The sequence below is a fragment of the Bacillus sp. SYZHCR11 genome (assembly GCF_057196865.1).
Genome location: NZ_JBXUND010000002.1, coordinates 787,592 through 803,293 on the forward strand (window position 1 = coordinate 787,592; position 15,702 = coordinate 803,293).

General features: G+C 43.0%; 17 protein-coding genes and 2 pseudogenes. All 19 read right to left on the reverse strand.

Going from position 1 to position 15,702, the window contains the following annotated elements; all coding sequences use genetic code 11:
• Positions 1-12: 12 nt before the first annotated feature.
• Positions 13-387, reverse strand: coding sequence for a hypothetical protein (locus tag AC2CGA_RS10685; protein ID WP_046560151.1), 375 nt, complete (start codon positions 385-387; stop codon positions 13-15).
• Complete coding sequence (locus AC2CGA_RS10690) at positions 368-712, reverse strand: hypothetical protein (RefSeq protein ID WP_015387504.1); 345 nt, start codon at positions 710-712, stop codon at positions 368-370. The genes AC2CGA_RS10685 and AC2CGA_RS10690 overlap by 20 nt, the downstream gene beginning before the upstream one ends.
• Entirely contained in the window at positions 699-1,064 is a 366-nt protein-coding gene (locus AC2CGA_RS10695; protein ID WP_003150757.1) for an SMI1/KNR4 family protein, read from the reverse strand. Before AC2CGA_RS10695 ends, AC2CGA_RS10690 begins: the two co-directional genes overlap by 14 nt.
• Positions 1,065-1,113: 49 nt before the next feature.
• The gene (locus AC2CGA_RS10700; protein ID WP_015387503.1) at positions 1,114-1,491 is read right to left on the reverse strand and encodes a DUF2716 domain-containing protein; all 378 of its coding nucleotides are present in this window, start codon (positions 1,489-1,491) and stop codon (positions 1,114-1,116) included.
• Positions 1,479-1,757, reverse strand: a complete 279-nt coding sequence (locus AC2CGA_RS10705; RefSeq protein WP_015387502.1) for a hypothetical protein — start codon at positions 1,755-1,757, stop codon at positions 1,479-1,481. The genes AC2CGA_RS10700 and AC2CGA_RS10705 overlap by 13 nt, the downstream gene beginning before the upstream one ends.
• Complete coding sequence (locus AC2CGA_RS10710; protein ID WP_014306112.1) at positions 1,754-2,134, reverse strand: YxiJ family protein; 381 nt, start codon at positions 2,132-2,134, stop codon at positions 1,754-1,756. The genes AC2CGA_RS10705 and AC2CGA_RS10710 overlap by 4 nt, the downstream gene beginning before the upstream one ends.
• Positions 2,128-2,289, reverse strand: coding sequence for a hypothetical protein (locus AC2CGA_RS10715; protein ID WP_003150751.1), 162 nt, complete (start codon positions 2,287-2,289; stop codon positions 2,128-2,130). The genes AC2CGA_RS10710 and AC2CGA_RS10715 overlap by 7 nt, the downstream gene beginning before the upstream one ends.
• Position 2,290: 1 nt before the next feature.
• The gene (locus AC2CGA_RS10720) at positions 2,291-2,896 is read right to left on the reverse strand and encodes a hypothetical protein (RefSeq protein ID WP_003150748.1); all 606 of its coding nucleotides are present in this window, start codon (positions 2,894-2,896) and stop codon (positions 2,291-2,293) included.
• Complete coding sequence (locus tag AC2CGA_RS10725; RefSeq protein WP_003150746.1) at positions 2,878-3,387, reverse strand: YxiF family protein; 510 nt, start codon at positions 3,385-3,387, stop codon at positions 2,878-2,880. Before AC2CGA_RS10725 ends, AC2CGA_RS10720 begins: the two co-directional genes overlap by 19 nt.
• A 61-nt stretch (positions 3,388-3,448) precedes the next feature.
• The gene (locus AC2CGA_RS10730; protein ID WP_484480190.1) at positions 3,449-4,267 is read right to left on the reverse strand and encodes a hypothetical protein; all 819 of its coding nucleotides are present in this window, start codon (positions 4,265-4,267) and stop codon (positions 3,449-3,451) included.
• A gap of 42 nt (positions 4,268-4,309) precedes the next feature.
• On the reverse strand, positions 4,310-4,621 hold the full coding sequence (locus AC2CGA_RS10735; RefSeq protein ID WP_223151813.1) for a hypothetical protein: 312 nt from the start codon (positions 4,619-4,621) through the stop codon (positions 4,310-4,312).
• 236 nt (positions 4,622-4,857) lie between these two features.
• A complete protein-coding gene (locus AC2CGA_RS10740; protein ID WP_025853667.1) occupies positions 4,858-5,265 on the reverse strand; it encodes a YxiG family protein in 408 nt (135 codons plus the stop codon).
• Positions 5,266-5,280: 15 nt separating this feature from the next.
• The gene (locus AC2CGA_RS10745; protein WP_117614728.1) at positions 5,281-5,679 is read right to left on the reverse strand and encodes a WapI family immunity protein; all 399 of its coding nucleotides are present in this window, start codon (positions 5,677-5,679) and stop codon (positions 5,281-5,283) included.
• Positions 5,680-5,842: 163 nt separating this feature from the next.
• Positions 5,843-6,289, reverse strand: a complete 447-nt coding sequence (locus AC2CGA_RS10750; RefSeq protein WP_044052784.1) for a hypothetical protein — start codon at positions 6,287-6,289, stop codon at positions 5,843-5,845.
• Between the two features lie 61 nt (positions 6,290-6,350).
• Positions 6,351-6,574: pseudogene (locus AC2CGA_RS10755) on the reverse strand (hypothetical protein); the annotation flags it as partial.
• A 72-nt stretch (positions 6,575-6,646) separates the two neighbouring features.
• Positions 6,647-7,077 (reverse strand): annotated as a pseudogene (locus AC2CGA_RS10760) (YxiF family protein).
• Between the two features lie 143 nt (positions 7,078-7,220).
• Positions 7,221-7,775 (reverse strand): DUF4240 domain-containing protein, encoded by a 555-nt coding sequence (locus AC2CGA_RS10765; RefSeq protein ID WP_025853670.1) that lies wholly within the window; start codon positions 7,773-7,775, stop codon positions 7,221-7,223.
• Positions 7,768-8,616 carry a hypothetical protein gene (locus AC2CGA_RS10770; RefSeq protein ID WP_044052783.1) on the reverse strand — a complete coding sequence of 283 codons (849 nt, stop codon included), beginning with the start codon at positions 8,614-8,616 and terminating at the stop codon, positions 7,768-7,770. The genes AC2CGA_RS10765 and AC2CGA_RS10770 overlap by 8 nt, the downstream gene beginning before the upstream one ends.
• 52 nt (positions 8,617-8,668) lie before the next feature.
• A complete protein-coding gene (locus AC2CGA_RS10775; protein WP_349686197.1) occupies positions 8,669-15,697 on the reverse strand; it encodes a DNRLRE domain-containing protein in 7,029 nt (2,342 codons plus the stop codon).
• Positions 15,698-15,702 lie beyond the last annotated feature (5 nt).

Genomic DNA, 15,702 nt, shown 5'->3' on the forward strand with positions numbered 1-15,702 from the left:
AATGCCGCCGCTTTACCCTGACGTTTTGCCGGGCCGTTCGGGGGACTGCTTTTTCTTCATGTCGAGCACGACCCATTTGGCGCAATAAAAGCTCATGCTTCCTTCCCCGTCATCGACATAGTAGCGGATCGATTCCCAGCCGCCGTCGACCGGGCTGATATCCAGATGGATGTCGGTGATGCTTTCAAGATCATCCAGCCGGGCAGACCTCACATCCTCAAACCGCAGTACGGCATCATACTGTCCGTCAGTCAGCTTCAGCTCAAACACCGGGATTTTATCATAATACTCGTTATACCCGGTATAGAACGTAAACTCCGTCAATTCAAAACAACCCGGCGAACCCGGCCCCGGCAGAACTGCTTTCTCATGTTTGTGCCATTCCATTTTGCGCCTCCTTACTTAACACCTTCTTCTCTGCTGCTTCATATTGACGGCAGTAAAAACGGAACGTTTGGTTCTCCCACTCCTCCACGAGAAAATGCTGTCCATCATCTCCGTCAGCAGGATCAATTGCTACAATGCCTGAGCCAGCCGTTTGACTCTCCATTTCTTTTATTTGAACGGAAGAAACGTCTTTGCATGTGAGCCTTACACGAATGAGCTGATGTTCATACTCAGAGGAAAACGCCAGCTCAATTACAGAAATCTCTCGTCCCCGAAGGAGGCGGAATTCTAAAAGCTCCTGAATCAGCCACTTATTCTTTTTCATTTTCTATAAATTCTCCTATAGAAGCGGCATACAACTCAACATCGGCAGTCTCATGATCCCACAGATAGACAGTCTCCTCCATTACACTGTCCGTCTTTTTCAAGCACAGCTTATCCCCGGTTCCGTTGTCGGCAATTACGATCAAATCGTCGGGCATACTCTCTTCTCTGCACACACTGTTTTGCCTGATCACATCATCCCAGGTTTTCTGCAAACGGCTTTGTTCACGGATAGCGAAAAAAATCCACTCTCCGATCTCCGCAGGGTTCTTTTTATGAAGCAGCCGTTTATACGCTTTCGGAAAAGACGCTCTCAAGCTTTTTTCCGCAGCCCTGAACTCTTCTTCTGTCATCCTGTTATTCCTCCCCCGTAAAAACATGAGATTCATTTGCAAGCGGTCTTCACTTTTGAAATAAGACAGGAGAGTTTCTTTCTATCGCCCTTATTAGCGGTGAGCCAAAAACCGTAATGGTTTGCTGCCGCGGATCCCCCAGCAGCCCCCACTGGAAGTCCTGATGAATAAAGAAACAATAGTCTCCATTTGGAATAACGGAGACCAGCCATTCACCGAATTCATCTTTATCAATTGGCGCATGAGGATTAAATAGATAACATTCATGCTGCCAGTCCAGCGCATATATAAACTCTTGCTTTAAGGTACAAGATTGAAGTGCCTTTAGTATCTGCAGTACGATGAGTTCCACTGCATTCATGGTCAGAATGATTGGGTCGCTTGTGTTTATTTTTGTATTGATTTTTGTAAAGACTAATTCCGACATGAACGCACCCTTTCTTCATGCGTTTTCATATAACCCTGCACCCAATCTTTTAATTCTTCAATCGTATGCAGATACGAATCAGGCGAATCTTTCAGATCAAACCCGCTCAAATACACGAGCATCTCCCAAACGTTTTCATCCTCAACCTCCGGATCATCTGCAGCCACGTACTCGCATGCCCAATCCGACACTTCTTCCCTCGCCGCTTGACCGTTCAGGATCAGATCAGCCTTCTTCAGACATTCTGCTATTGTGGGTTCTTTCACGTCAGAAGCCTGCCTTTCTTGTTTAAAATGCTGACCAACAGCCCTCTTACCCGTTCGTGCCGCCCGATTTCCCGGCTGAGCTCCGGATAATCTGTTAAAGCGTTTTTCAGCTGCGCATATTGCGGATACAGCTCAAAAAAGGATTTATATAAGGCTTTACGCTGGCGCTTAGGCATTTGTTTATTCGCCAAAACAAAATCTAAGCTGCCGCAGACAAGCGCGAAATACTCATAAAAATCCCCCGCGCAGGCAGCCCCCTCAAAGTCTTCTTCGAATCTCCCAGCATCCGAAGGCAGCGGACCCTCTAATTCTTTTTTGTGTAATTTCAGGTTTTGGATGACGTCATCATTTAAAGAATATCTGTTGGATCTTAACATCTCAGAATCACTCGAATATCACCTAATTCATCGATAATCGTAAACGAAAGCCCGTCATTCTGATGCCGTCCGAGATACAGATGCCCGCAGTTATCAAAATGGAAGAAACGTCCTTTTATTGATTCGTCATGTATCTTGTTCATTTTTATTTTCATGTCATTGCCCCTTGTATTTATAATGCGCCGCGAGCTTTTTTTGAAATTCATCCGAAACAATCTGATCCGGGAATACAACAGATACCCAGTCTAAAACACGGTCGTCTAAGGGCCTCCATGACCCTAACGTTTTTCCCGCAATCTCCTGATCAATACCTAGAATACAGATTTCAAAATCTCTCTCTCCGTAAATCGCCCACTTTAAAGTCGGTGAAGCCCATACGACGCGGGATGCAATATTCATTATGCTGTCATTTTTACTGTGCTTTGGATAATCAGTTAAGATTGAAAGATATTCATCTTCGGTTATATTTAAAGGAATCTTTAACCAGTTAAAATATCCGAATTCCTCGTAAAACCGATTCATATCATCCGGTTGTGTCAGAACAGCCATTAAGATAAATTCATCGTGATGATGATGCGCCAAACTTTTGAGCATTTCCCAGCCTTCTTCAGACAAGACCCAGTGGAATTCTTCGAATAGATAATAATGTTTTCGTTGTTTAAAAACTTGTTCGGGCAACGCTTTGTCTTCATGAAATAAAGAATATATTTGAAATTGAAAGACTGCCGATTCCTTTGTGTTCTTTATAAAAAAGGGATGCATCTTGTACCTCTTTTCGGCGGTTTACACACAAGCTCACAGCCGTATTCTGTGTGAAATAAACAGACAGAAAATGAGAAGGACGGCTCCACTAAAATACAGCTGTTAGAAAGCAGCCGGCCTTCAAAATCTATAAAATCCATGAGACAGTGCAGATGACTTGCACAATCCTTCAGCGCACATTTGATAGCACCGACTTCATTACTATACGGATGAAACAGATAAACAATATCATTCATCCGTTCAACCCCCGTATCCGCAATGTTTTCTAAAATAAGCGATATGGCTGTCTCCTTGTCGCTTATATCAACTTCACGCACTGCACTTGGGAAAGAATTCGATAATATAGTCTCAAATATCTGCCTGCTTTGTTCTGCCTCAGCTAATTGATAAACAAACCCTGATTCTTCACAAGATCTTAGCGAGGCACGCACCTGTTTCATTAAAAAATGCCTCTTGTTTTCCTCAAGCTTGTCAATTAACTTTTCTCTCATCACTGAACACTTCCTTACAGGATATTTTCATTCTGCCGGCATGTATGCTGCATAGAAGTAATCAATACTTCACCAGATATAAATCGTTATCACTAAAGATAAACATGCGATCCTGTACGGCTCTGTACGTTGTTTCTCCTTTTCTATCAATACCGTGTATCATGACGTCAGTCTCTTTGTGCTCTTCATGAAATGCAAATAGGGTATCATCGTGACTCTGAATCAGCAGCACCCTTTTTTTCGAAACGGATAGCTGATCACAATAGGAGTATTGATCGCCGTCCAGCACATATTCTGCAACAGTACGAATTCTGTCCCGTCCAATCTGATAATGCCCGATGACACAGCAATCCTCTCCCTCGAAACATACATACAAATCAGATTTGATCGATTGTACGGCATAGCATTCGTGCATCATTTCTTTAAAATCGTCTTCAAAATAAAACGTTCTGTCTTCTGCATGAAAAGCAAATATCGCTTTTCCTTGAGGATTTCTCTCATCATACATACCCTCGTCCGTTAATCCGATCCATAATAATCCATCCTCACCCAGATGAAATACATTGGCGCTTAATAGAAAAGAACAAATCGGATTGATTTTATTACTGTTTACGCAGTATGCAGCCAATTGACACGTATGATTCTCCAGGTAAACGATCACGATAGTGTCATCATACGAATCAATCAGATAGAAATGGGCATCTTCAGAAAATCCGTGTAACTCTTTTTTGATTAAAAGAGAGCTGCCTTTCATAACCTCCAATATTACTTTGTGATCGTGCACCGACACAATAAATACTTGATCATCCCGATCCGCATTGAAATAAATGATATTTTCCCTTTCATATGACCCAACACGCTCCGCGGTAAGTTTTAACATCAGCAACACTCCGTTGAATAGGAACCTGAAATTTATATTAAATTAATCAATGATATATAAATCTGCTGCATCGTATTCAAACCAAATGATTTTTTCATTACTTTCAGTAGTTACATCAACCTTTTGAGTGTTCAGGTTCATGCAGGACTTATTTTTGGCAGGGTTTGCTATTATAACAACAAAATCATTGATCGATGCTAAAAAATATAATTCATCTAATAAGTAATCTGCCATCAATTCTTCTTTGGTTAGGACACATTCAATATGAATGAACTTTTTCGATACAGTATTCATATTTATCATTTTCTTTTCAACCTTCTTCTTCCATTCTTCAATAAAAGAAGGGAATGCCATTACTTCTATTAGAGCTGTTTCGAACTCTAAGTCATTCATTAATTTGAGAAAAAGTATCTTTACTCACTAGATCACATGAATAAATCGAATTGTATTTAAGCGGATTAATCACATCCAGATTCCCTATAGCCCTCAATGATTCTTTTTGTAAATTTAAAGGAGTGTTCATGTTTGCCTCCGCGAACGATTTCGTTATGTAAGAAAAGAGAGGCTGGGAACCTCTCTTATTTGTTTATTTATGATTTCGAATGATACGCATAAAATGATTGGTCGTCAAAGCGAACTGTTTCAGCTTCTATAGCAATCAGCATTCTGTTCATGTCAATGAGAAAATTAGCATTTGATTGATACTCCGGAATTACAGCATTTGATAGATTACCGATTCCTTCCGGGTGGTAACTCATCTCAAATACTTGCCAATTGTATTCTTCGGGATCTATTTTTTCTAATCTCATATCACCAATATCTGCACTAAAATAAACAGATGCTGCATTTTGAAAAAGAATGTTATGCGTATATTCGGCTTTATTTTCAACGACCTGAATCTTAAGTGAAAGTTCTTTTTTAAACACTTGAAAATCAAAATGAAGGACAGCGCACCCCCCATCTATGTAATCTACCCATTCATTAATTGTTTTGTACATCGTTTATCTCCCCAATTACGTTTTGGAGTCTTTGAGATCTGATTTTAAAGTCTTCACGAAAAGTTCTAGCTTCTCTTCATTACAGTTCACTTTATAGAAAGTCGTATTTAAGTGATTTTCCACAAATCTAATGATAAATCTGTAATATTCGTTTTCTTTATCAATACTCAAAATAAAAAATGGTTCAATTGTTTCTAAACGTATCCTGTCTTGATTCCCCGCTAATAATGCTTCAATCCCTGATGTCAGCATTTTATATTCACTTTCTAATAAAACGGCAGAGTAATCGCGGGCGATTACTTTATTAGGTTCCAACAGTTCAAACATTGTTGAGATAAAAGGATCATCCTCCGCCTCGTAATACCTTCTCGGTGTTATTTCAAGTTCCAGACAGCCGTCTCCAATTCTGGCCATGCTGTCTCCTCGTACTCCACTCAAAAGTTCTAATTTATTAGTAATGATTTGAATAGCGCTCTGGAATTCAAGCTAAGTTCTACCGATTGTTCACGTTTTACTGTCTCGGTTCTAATCCCTATCCACTTACTCAACAGGCTCATCTATTTTTTACTTAATGTCGTTATTTAATAATATTTATAATATTTTCTCTATGTCTAGATCCTATTCTGATTGTCTCAGAATCTGTTATTTCTATATGATAAAGAACATAGTCCAGTAAATCTTTAATGATTGTTTTTTCTGCTAAACGGGCTCCTTTAAATATATCTTTTAACTCAACACCTTTTTCCAATAAGATTATAATTTCATGTGCAACTATTGTATTTTTGTAATCTTCTGCTGAAGTTTTCATAAAAGAGACTTTTTTATTAAACAAAGTATTTGTTTTTAAGCTCGCTGAGAAAATACAATCATCAGTATCTTTATTTGAAAGAGAGTAAGAATACATTGCATATTGTTTATTTTCCATATTTTTTAATATAACAAATATTAAATCCTCTATTGTTTTATACTCTTTTTCAACCCAATCATAGTCATTGAGAGTTGATATTTCATAAAAATAGTACATTTAATTCTCTCCTTCTATCTTTTATACACTGTAAACCGCCATTGTGACTGCCCCTTTTCCATTAAATCATCTGTTTATGCAAATAAGTTTCAGGAGAGTATTTAAAATCAGTCCCGTATTGAAGGATTAACATATCCCAGACTCTATCATCTTCTATTCCGGGGTTATCCGCATAAACCAATCTGACACTTCTTATCTTGTTGTTTGATCATTTAAGACACTTTTGATTTTATTTGTGCATTCTATTAGCTTTGGCTCGCTCAATTTGATCACCACATATTCTAATTTGTTTCTAGTATACAAAGCACCCTATAATATTGAAGCTTTTCCACAAAGATTTCCTCCTAGGAAAGCAATCTACCAATATACAAGATCGCACCCATATTCCGTGTGCAATATACATAAACCAAACTGACACTCAGGCTCAACCAAGATAAAACTATGATTGGGAAAACCTTCGTCGAACTCAATACATTCCAATAAGCCCTCAAGGTGCTCGAGACATTTTCCAAAAGCACAAACTTCGCTACAGTGTTGATGAAATAGCAGGACGTCCCGGTCATCACAAGCAACATATTGCTGAGTTGTTTTCAAGATCAGATGTTCGCTTCCATTTTTCCGGGAGCATCAACCTCACGGATGTCGGCTGGTATTGAATTTGATAAAACCAGCTCAAGCAATTGCTTGCTTTGACCAGATCAATAAAGCGATAACTTTTGCACAAGGGACTAGTTATTCTTTGATTTGGCTCTTCAATCGGCGAGTTTTTCGATTAATCTTTTTTGAATGAGCTGCATACCCTCCGCCGGCACTTTCTCAAGTTCTTTTAAATTGATTATCCATTCTCTTGTTTTCTTTGTCATTCACCCTTCAGATTTGATCTAAAAAGAGCTTGTATCGCTTATTGATACAAGCTTTCATATTCTACTATTTAAAAATCACCCAGCGGATTATCCCCAAAACGCTCCCACAGTTTTGGAAACCTATCAGTCAAATCTTCTTCTTCCCAATCCAATTCAATACCGTCCGATTCGGCAAGTCCCTTTTGTTCAAGTGCATCTAAAAGATCGTCGTGTACTTTATCATTCCATTCATCGTCACTAGTCTTCTTATATGTCAACGCCTTGATTGCCACTGACAGCAAGTCTTCATTTTGCGGATGGCCTTCCTCGTCAAGCTTCTCTTCTGTGATGTAGGCTGCCAAATACTCATGATCATCAAGTACTTTTTCAAAAGTTTCTTTTCCCTGAGCAATTAGCCAGCCGCGAAAATAATCAAACGTATCGTCTGAGCAACCGTCCATGAGAATGTATGCAGCTGCCCATAGGGAAGACTGGTAGCTTTTTTGAATCAAAGTCTGAATCATAAACTCAAAATCAAGGATCTCATTGGTATCTTTTTCCGATAATATATTACACAGCCACTCGTTAGGTTCTTCCTGGTTGGCAGCTTGGTCAATAAGCTGCCAAAAAGATGATTCATTCATTTGATTTTCCCCCTCGGATATCCCTCTTATAGATCCCCGAGTCTGATATTGCATAAATAGCATTACTTGTTAGTTTCAGCTGTTGTATCGAGAGCTCTCGCCCGTCTGGATCACAGCACTTCACCTCTTGCATCGGCAGACTGACATCAGCCGGTATGAGGGACAGTGATTGTTCATCTTTGCATATCCAAAACCCGTCATCTGAAATCGCTAGCTGGTCGTAAACCCCGGAATATGCTTTATCAGAAACAATCCAAACTCGTTTCACGTCGGTTTCATCAAACGCAGCAATGATTGTATAAGCGTAATACAGCATGTAGATGAGTCCATCTTTTTCTGCAAGCGCATAGCAGTCATCTACAACGGGCGCATATATTTCTGAAAGCTGTTGATCAATATGCGTTTCCTTTAATTGTCCATCTAAAGTGAAGCACAGCACACTTTGACCATTTGAGTTTTCATCATCATAAATGCCTTCATCACTTAAACCAACCCATAGGTTTTGTTTCTCATCCAGAAGACTGCATGAAGCCCCTGAAGGCAGAGAAAATACACTTTGTTCTTTTCCATTTGCTGAAAACACCTTAACTTTATACTCATGCAGCTTAGAGTAAACAAATACATAACGGTCATCCGAACTCTGTTGAAACAATATAATATCCTCGCACAGGATTTGTTCATTGGTTTCAAATCTCCGGATATCGCCGGACAAATCAAAGATCGAAATTATAATTCCTGTTTTACCCTTTTTCCCGATGTACATGCGTTCATGATTATCCACATGAAAAAAACAACCTTCATTTACTTCTTTTTTTATCTTGTTCATTATTAATTTTTTCATTATATCCCCCTAGTACGTTAAGAACTGCCATTAAAAGCAGTTCTATCACAACTTAATATGGAAAACTTGTTACTATTCTTCCATTCCTATCTCTAATAACTCTAACACGTTTAGTTTTTCTTTTATTACCATTCACTCCAACATATCTTTTAAAAGTCTTTTCGTAAACTGTACGTCCATATTTTCCTTTACGCGCTTTCCCTGACCTTAATGTACTTCTTGTTGTTCTTTTTAAAGCTCTGTTACTCTTAAATTTCCCTTTGTTTCCATACTTTTTATCGGAACGCTTTGGACCGTGTCTATCTTTTATATGATGCCAAGACTCTTTATTAAACCAACCTCTTTTTGCCTTATTAGCAAACCTATAAACCCTTTTAGCACCCTTAAATAACTTCCCAGGACCAAAGTTCGAAGCCGCTGCCCAGGCTGCACCTCTCCATCCTTTACCTGATTTATATGCCTTATATCCGTCATAAGCCGCAAAGCCGGCGTTAATGGCTAGCCACACCCAATGCCCATCTGGATCAACATTCATCACCGGGTTGTTGTTTCCGTATGCATATCCATTCTGATCTAAAGAATCCCCATCGCTGCCCGGGTCTGGGTCTAGTGATAAGAATACACCGTTTCTTGGTTCGTAGTAGCGGGCCATGAGATAGTACAGGCCGGTTTCTTCGTCGTATTGGTAGCCTGCGTAGCGGTAGCGGTTGTCTTTTACTTCGTCGCTTGCTTCGGTTTTTGTCGGATTTCCCCACGCATCGTACTGATATTTGGCAACGGTTTTTCCCGTGCTGTCTGAGATGGCGATGACGTCGCCGTGTGCGTTGTAGTGATAGAAATATTTCTTGCCGTTCTCTGTATAGGATAACAGCTGGCCGCTGTCACCATACGTGTATGATTTTGTGACGTTGTTGTCGGCGTCTGTTTCATACAGAACGTTCAAGCTGTCTCCGTCATAGAAGTAGTTCGTAACGTTTCCGTTGACGGTTTTTTGGATTCTGTTTCCTTTTTCATCGTATTTGTATGTTGCGAACGGCTTGTCTTCGCCTTTTTTTGTAACGGCGGTCAGGTTGTCTTCCGCGTCCCACGTATATGTGTATTTGCCGTCAGATGTGCGGTTGCCGTTTTTATCATAGGACAGGTCTTCGTCATTCACCTTCGTCAGCTGGTTCATGATATTGAATGATGCGTTGACTGATTTGCTTGCGCCGTCCTTTGTGGTGGTGACGTTTGTCCGGTTGCCGAAGCCGTCGTACGTATATTGAATGACAGTGCCGTCTTCATGAGTTTCTTTGACGAGCTGGTTGAGCTTGCCGTATTCGTACTGCACCTTTCCGCCGGCTGAGCTGTCGATGACCGTGCGGTTGCCGTTGGCGTCGTATTCATAGCTTTCCCGGAAGATGCTGCCGCCGTTTTTGGCTCCGATATGAAGAGAACTGACGAGATTCCGCTCATCATACGAGAAGCTCGTGCCGACTTCATTGCCGCTGATGAATGTCTGGACATTGCCGTTTTCATCATAATCAAATGTATAGGCTGAAGTGCCGTCTTTCATTTCAATCATTTGATCAAGTTTGTTGTACGTAAAGCTGTTTGTTCCTTTTTGGCCGCCGTGGCTCCATGAGAAAGTTTTCAGCTTATCTGAATCAGCCGGATACGTCCAGCTTTGGCTGCCGCCGCGGTCGGTTAATTCGGTCAGGCGGTTTTTGTTGTCAAAGGTGCGTTTTTTCGTTGTATTTTGTTCTTTGTTTGTGACTGACGTTTCATTGCCGTTTTTGTCATAGGTAAAGTTGTATTTTTCAGTGCCGTTATACGCTTTTGACTTAACCCGGTCGGTGCCGTCATAGGTCAGCGACACTTCATTGCCGTTGGCGGAAACGGTTTTCGTCAGGTTGCTGTTGGCGTCATATTCACTCTTCAGTACATTGCCGAGCGGGTCGGTTGTTTTGACGAGCTTGCCCATGACGTCATATTCATATTGATAGGTCTGGTCTGCGCCGGCCCGAATCGTTTTTGTCAGCTCATTTCCTTCCTTGTCATAGCTGTGAAGGATGGATGTGCCGTTTGACAGGGTCAGCTTTGTCAGCTGGTCGGCCTGATCGTATTCGTAGGCGGTTGTTTCGCCTTTCGCGTCGGTTTCAGACATTTTCTTGCCAGTCTCGTCATATGAAGCAGTGCTTGCATAACCTAGTTCGTCTTCTTCTTTTGTGACGTAGTTTCCTTTTTCGTCATAGGTGTTTTTCGTCAGGATGCTTCCTTCGATTAATCGGATGTCATCAAACCACGCCGTTCCCGTGGCGCTTTTTTGGAATAGAATGCTGATTTCGATTTTATTGATCGGCTTTGTTTTCGGAATGACTGCCGCCGCCCGGTTCCATTCCTGTGTCCCCTGCGGGAATTTGGCGGTGTAGACGCCTGTCGTGCCGTCCGCATAGGTGACGCCGGCTTGAAGCGCGTAATCATTGTCGTTCGTTAATTTTACGCCGTCAGCCTTGGACATCCCTGTCAGCGTGATATATACCGGCTTATCGTCCGCGCTTTGGCCTAATGTAACGGTTTGTTTTGCGGCCGCATTGGCTTGTGATGCATTTGTGCGGGACGCTTTTAATGAGCTGTCATCATCGAAGCCTTCATCAAGGTCAGCGGCGGCTCCGCTTGTGCTCCAGCCATCTGCTTTAGCCGTGAAACTGCTGTTTTGAACCGGGTTATAGCTTGAAGAGACTTCGCCTTTTTCCAGCTGAACCTGATCAAACCACGCTTTTCCTTTGCCGTCCTTGTCTTTATGATCCACTTCCATATAGACGATGGCTTTTCCTGCATTGGCCGGTGTTGTAAAGGTAATCTGCCGTTTCGTCCAGTCATTCTTTCCGGCTAATGCGCCTGATTCATTGTGAATCCATTGAATGCGTTTTTGGTCTTTGTCACGCAGATCAATGTTGAAATACGCTCTCGCCTTTGTCAGATCCGTTTTGATCTGGCCGCTGAGTGTATACGTCGTATTCGGCTCAAGCTGCACTTCCTGCGTTGCGGACGCATGGCCGTGCTCTGTTCCGGCTGAAGCGGATTGTGAGGTGATCTCCAGTGCTTTTTGTCCGGACAGCGCGCCGCTTCTTGCTTTTACAGACGCGATGCTTCCGCTGTCTCTCGTAGCGGTGAGATTCCAGCCCAGCTTTGTTCCTTCAAAGCTGCCGTCTTTCAGCAGGCTTGCCGAAGCTGCCAGCTCTTTGCTTGATTGAATAAGATTACCGTATTTGTCATACACGGCGGCCGATGAGGATTTTCCGCTTTGATCCGTTTCAGAAACGGCATCCAGTCCGTCGTACGCAATATCAGTGATATTCCCCTCGGTATCCTTCATTTTCGTTACGTCATTGTTTTTGTTGTACTGATACGTTTCGGTGCCGTAGTTGTCTTTTACGGCTGTGACGTTGCCGTCTTTATCATATTGATAGCTTTCTGTCGCTTTGCCCGCATCCGCGTCGTTCGGATCGGTGTCCTGAATGACGTTGTTGCCTTCGTATACAGTGTTGGTCGTAATTTTCAGCCCTTCGGCATCATCGATCAGCTGAATCGGGTTGCCCGCCTCATTATAGCCGTACTGCACTTTGCGGCCGTTCGGCTGCGTCATGAGCAGCGTTTTTTTGTCCGCGTCATAGCTGTAGTCGTACGTTTCTTTTTTCGCATTGACGGCTTTGGTCAGACGGTGGCCGCTGTATTGGTATTCAGTGAACAGCGGTTTGTCCTCCGTGCTGTTTGCGGAATACTGCTTGACGAGGCGCCCTTCGGCATCATAGTCATAGCTTGTGACGCTGCCGTCAGTATCCGTCACCTTTTTGAGAAGGTCTTTGTCATATGAATACGAAATCTTTTTGTTTTTCGGCCCTGTAAGAGATGTGACATGGCCGTTTTCATCATAGGTAAATGTCAGCTTGCGCCCTGATGCGTCTGTTATGGCGGTCAGCTGATTGCTGTCGTTATATTCGTATACGGTTGTGTTGTTGTGTCCGTCAACGACTTTTTGAAGCTTGCCGCCTTTTTTGCTGAAATAAGCGTTCGTCTGATCCTTTGTTTTTAATACAAATTGGTCGCTTGTTTCTGTCAGTTCGAGATAAACACCCGTCGGCGGCTGATACGTGCCGTCAGATTTTTTCGTGAAGACATGTGTTGTCGCGTCCTCATCAATATAAACGGCTCTGCCGTCTTCAGAAAGAATCGACGTTTCCGCATCGGCATACCAGCCTTGGCCGAACATATGGTCAGAGCTGTCAAGGCTGTTAAAGGTCCGGGAGAGTCCGAGCCCCGGTCCGCGTCCGTCGATTGACATATCTTCTTCATTGACGATGACATTTCCCGTCGCGCCGTTCAGCTGTCCGTCCGGAATGTCGATAATAGACCAGAATTCTTCCGTTCCGAGGAATTCCGCACCTTCATGGAAAACAGGGTTAAAAGGTGCCGTCGATATGCTGTCACCGTTTGCGTCATAGGCGGTCAGCGTAAAGGAATAGTTCTTCTTCCCTTTGTAATTGCCGTTTGCGTTTTCGTAAACAGGTGAAGGGTCAAGCGCCAGTTCGCCGCCCTTTCCGTCCGTGTGAAGCTGGAATTTTCCCGCTTTCACTTCATCGGCTGACGGCCAGATGTGTTTGTTTTGGGTCGTCCAATGATCGGTATCCCCGACATCGAATGATTGATAGTCTTTTCCGTTGTAGATGTTGATTTTGTAGCCTTTGGCTTTTTTGACTTTATCCCATATGAGATTGACATAACCCGTTTGGCTCGATTTCGTGTTCGTATAGACGTAGCCTGTCAGGTTTTTCGGCTTTGCGATATCAGGCAGCGCCGGACTTGATTCCGGTGAGGCGATCGCTTCTCCGTCTTTGTTATAAGCAATGACTTTAAATCCGTAGGTTTTCCGGTTCGCATCTCCGCCGGCGTTTTTATAAACGGGGCCCGGGTTGATCGGCAATTCCGCGCCTTTTTTGTCTTTCAGGTGAAGCGCATATTTTCCGGCGCTGATTTCCGCCTTTGTCGGCCAGATGTTTTGATCTTTTGTGGACCAGGATGTTTTATTTCCGAGGTCAAGCGTTTCAAAGCTTTTGCCGTTAAAGACTTGCATTTTATACCCGGCTGCGCCTGATACGGCTTTCCAGGAAAGATCAAACCAGCCTGTGGCGTTGTTGTTATTAAAGCCTTTCGTGCTTGGTTTCTGAACTCTGCCAATATTCGGAATGACGGGCTTGGCGGCCGCAGACATGGCGCCCTCTCCCTGGTCAAACACCGCGCTGACCGCGACCCAGTAATTTTTACTTGCCGGATAGCTGCCGCCGGCGTTTTTATAGACCGGCGAAGGATTAAGCGCTAATTCAGTTCCGCCTTTTCCGTCTGTATGCAGCTTATATTTGCCGGAGTCGATTTCCGCTTTTGTCGGCCAGATGTTTTTTCCTTTTGTGCTCCAAGAGGTTGCATTGCCGACAGAAATGGCCTGATATTCTTTCCCGTTATAAAGCCACACTTTATAGCTTTTGGCGCCTTCAGCTTTTTTCCAGCTGATATTGAAAAATCCTGTCGAATCTCCGTTATGATACGCTTTGACAGACGGCGTGTCCGCCTTCGGAATCGTGTATGTCACTTCAATGTATGGTTTTTTAGCAGAGTTTGCTGATGACATCAGCTTCTTCCAATATTCTTTTCCGTTGCCGTTTGTGTGAAGCTTAAAGCCGTAATTGGCGCCGCCGCTGTTCCACGACTTGACTGCGGATGTGACATCGAAGCTTGCCCATTGGCCTTTATAGACCTCGGCTTTGCCGATGTTTTTGGAGCCCGGCTTGTTTTTCCACGTGATCTTGGCATTGTCGTAATTGCTGTTTACGGTGTCGAGCCAAAGCCCCGTCGCCTTTGATCCGTAATAGGAGTGGGCTGTGTATGCTTTAAGCGTCGCTTTTGTCACCGTCATGTTTTTGATCGGCTTTAGATTATCAAACTTCATAAATGCGTAGTTCGTTCCGGTTGTGCCGTCATAATAACCTGTTTTCAGCACGTACGCTTTCAATCCGGCGTCCCATTTCTGCGACGCGGCAGAGTAGTTTGTCGTCGGGTACGCACTCATGACAAAGGTATCGGATGACACGGATACTGATGTGGAAGGATCAATAGATACCGGATAAACCCGCTTGGGATCTTTCAGCCATTTTTCATCGGCCGTTACATGCAGCAAGTAGCCTTCGCTGTTTTTTTCAAGCTTGAAGCTGACATCTTCTGACCTGCTGACCTCACCTGACTTCTCGTCGAGATCTGAGTCGGTCATAAAAGGCTTCGGCACGGTGTAGACGACATTGTCTTTGTCATCAGAAAACGCGATCGAGCCGTCTTCCTGTTCTTTAGCCTGAAGGTCGGTTTTGATTTGAAAGGTGAAGGAATTGTAGCCTTCATATTTGTGAAGCACAAGGTCTTCTTTTATGTTTTCGTTAAATGTGTAGGTTTGTAAATCAATAGCAGGAAACACTTGCTGATACGTAAGCTCGTTGCTGTCTTCCTTCACTTTTGCTGAGGCATCTGTCGGAGTGATTGCAGCCTGATCGGGGCCTTTTGCGCCGGTTAATGAGTATGTGAGCTTATGATCATCATGTTCAAATGTAGCGTATAATCCGTTTTTCATTTGCTTCAGAAAATCGGAGTTCAGCACTGTATTTTCCGTCCCGACATCCTTTGAGCCGGTTTTCAATTCAGGGGAAACGTCTTCCCAGTCCGCATTGGCGGTTTCTTTCGTGTGAATGGGGTCTGTGTAGATTTCCTGTTTGTATACACCTTCGCCCTCATAATAAAGTTTTGAATTCTCAGTTCTTTCAGACGTGATCTCACCGTCTTGATTGATATCTTTTTGATCAAACGGCATCTGCTCGGATGCTTTTTCCGCCGGAAGATCTTTTTCCGGGTCTGCTGCCGGAATGGCGGCGGTTTTCGCTTGATCTTGTTTTTCACGCGTTTCTGCCGCAAATACATCGGCAGGCGCAATGGAAATCATAAGCGTTGCCGCAAGAGTGCCGGCCAGCCATTTTTTCCACTTGTTCTTTTTTCCTATTTTCATAGGTT

Excerpts from the sequence above, each read along its gene's own strand:
- AC2CGA_RS10685 (WP_046560151.1), bottom strand. The coding sequence starts at position 387 with ATGGAATGGCACAAACATGAGAAAGCAGTTCTGCCGGGGCCGGGTTCG.
- AC2CGA_RS10690 (WP_015387504.1), bottom strand. The coding sequence starts at position 712 with ATGAAAAAGAATAAGTGGCTGATTCAGGAGCTTTTAGAATTCCGCCTC.
- AC2CGA_RS10695 (WP_003150757.1), bottom strand. The coding sequence starts at position 1,064 with ATGACAGAAGAAGAGTTCAGGGCTGCGGAAAAAAGCTTGAGAGCGTCT.
- AC2CGA_RS10700 (WP_015387503.1), bottom strand. The coding sequence starts at position 1,491 with ATGTCGGAATTAGTCTTTACAAAAATCAATACAAAAATAAACACAAGC.
- AC2CGA_RS10710 (WP_014306112.1), bottom strand. The coding sequence starts at position 2,134 with ATGTTAAGATCCAACAGATATTCTTTAAATGATGACGTCATCCAAAAC.
- AC2CGA_RS10715 (WP_003150751.1), bottom strand. The coding sequence starts at position 2,289 with ATGAAAATAAAAATGAACAAGATACATGACGAATCAATAAAAGGACGT.
- AC2CGA_RS10720 (WP_003150748.1), bottom strand. The coding sequence starts at position 2,896 with ATGCATCCCTTTTTTATAAAGAACACAAAGGAATCGGCAGTCTTTCAA.
- AC2CGA_RS10725 (WP_003150746.1), bottom strand. The coding sequence starts at position 3,387 with ATGAGAGAAAAGTTAATTGACAAGCTTGAGGAAAACAAGAGGCATTTT.
- AC2CGA_RS10730 (WP_484480190.1), bottom strand. The coding sequence starts at position 4,267 with ATGTTAAAACTTACCGCGGAGCGTGTTGGGTCATATGAAAGGGAAAAT.
- AC2CGA_RS10735 (WP_223151813.1), bottom strand. The coding sequence starts at position 4,621 with ATGGCATTCCCTTCTTTTATTGAAGAATGGAAGAAGAAGGTTGAAAAG.
- AC2CGA_RS10740 (WP_025853667.1), bottom strand. The coding sequence starts at position 5,265 with ATGTACAAAACAATTAATGAATGGGTAGATTACATAGATGGGGGGTGC.
- AC2CGA_RS10745 (WP_117614728.1), bottom strand. The coding sequence starts at position 5,679 with ATGGCCAGAATTGGAGACGGCTGTCTGGAACTTGAAATAACACCGAGA.
- AC2CGA_RS10750 (WP_044052784.1), bottom strand. The coding sequence starts at position 6,289 with ATGTACTATTTTTATGAAATATCAACTCTCAATGACTATGATTGGGTT.
- AC2CGA_RS10765 (WP_025853670.1), bottom strand. The coding sequence starts at position 7,775 with ATGAATGAATCATCTTTTTGGCAGCTTATTGACCAAGCTGCCAACCAG.
- AC2CGA_RS10770 (WP_044052783.1), bottom strand. The coding sequence starts at position 8,616 with ATGAAAAAATTAATAATGAACAAGATAAAAAAAGAAGTAAATGAAGGT.
- AC2CGA_RS10775 (WP_349686197.1), bottom strand. The coding sequence starts at position 15,697 with ATGAAAATAGGAAAAAAGAACAAGTGGAAAAAATGGCTGGCCGGCACT.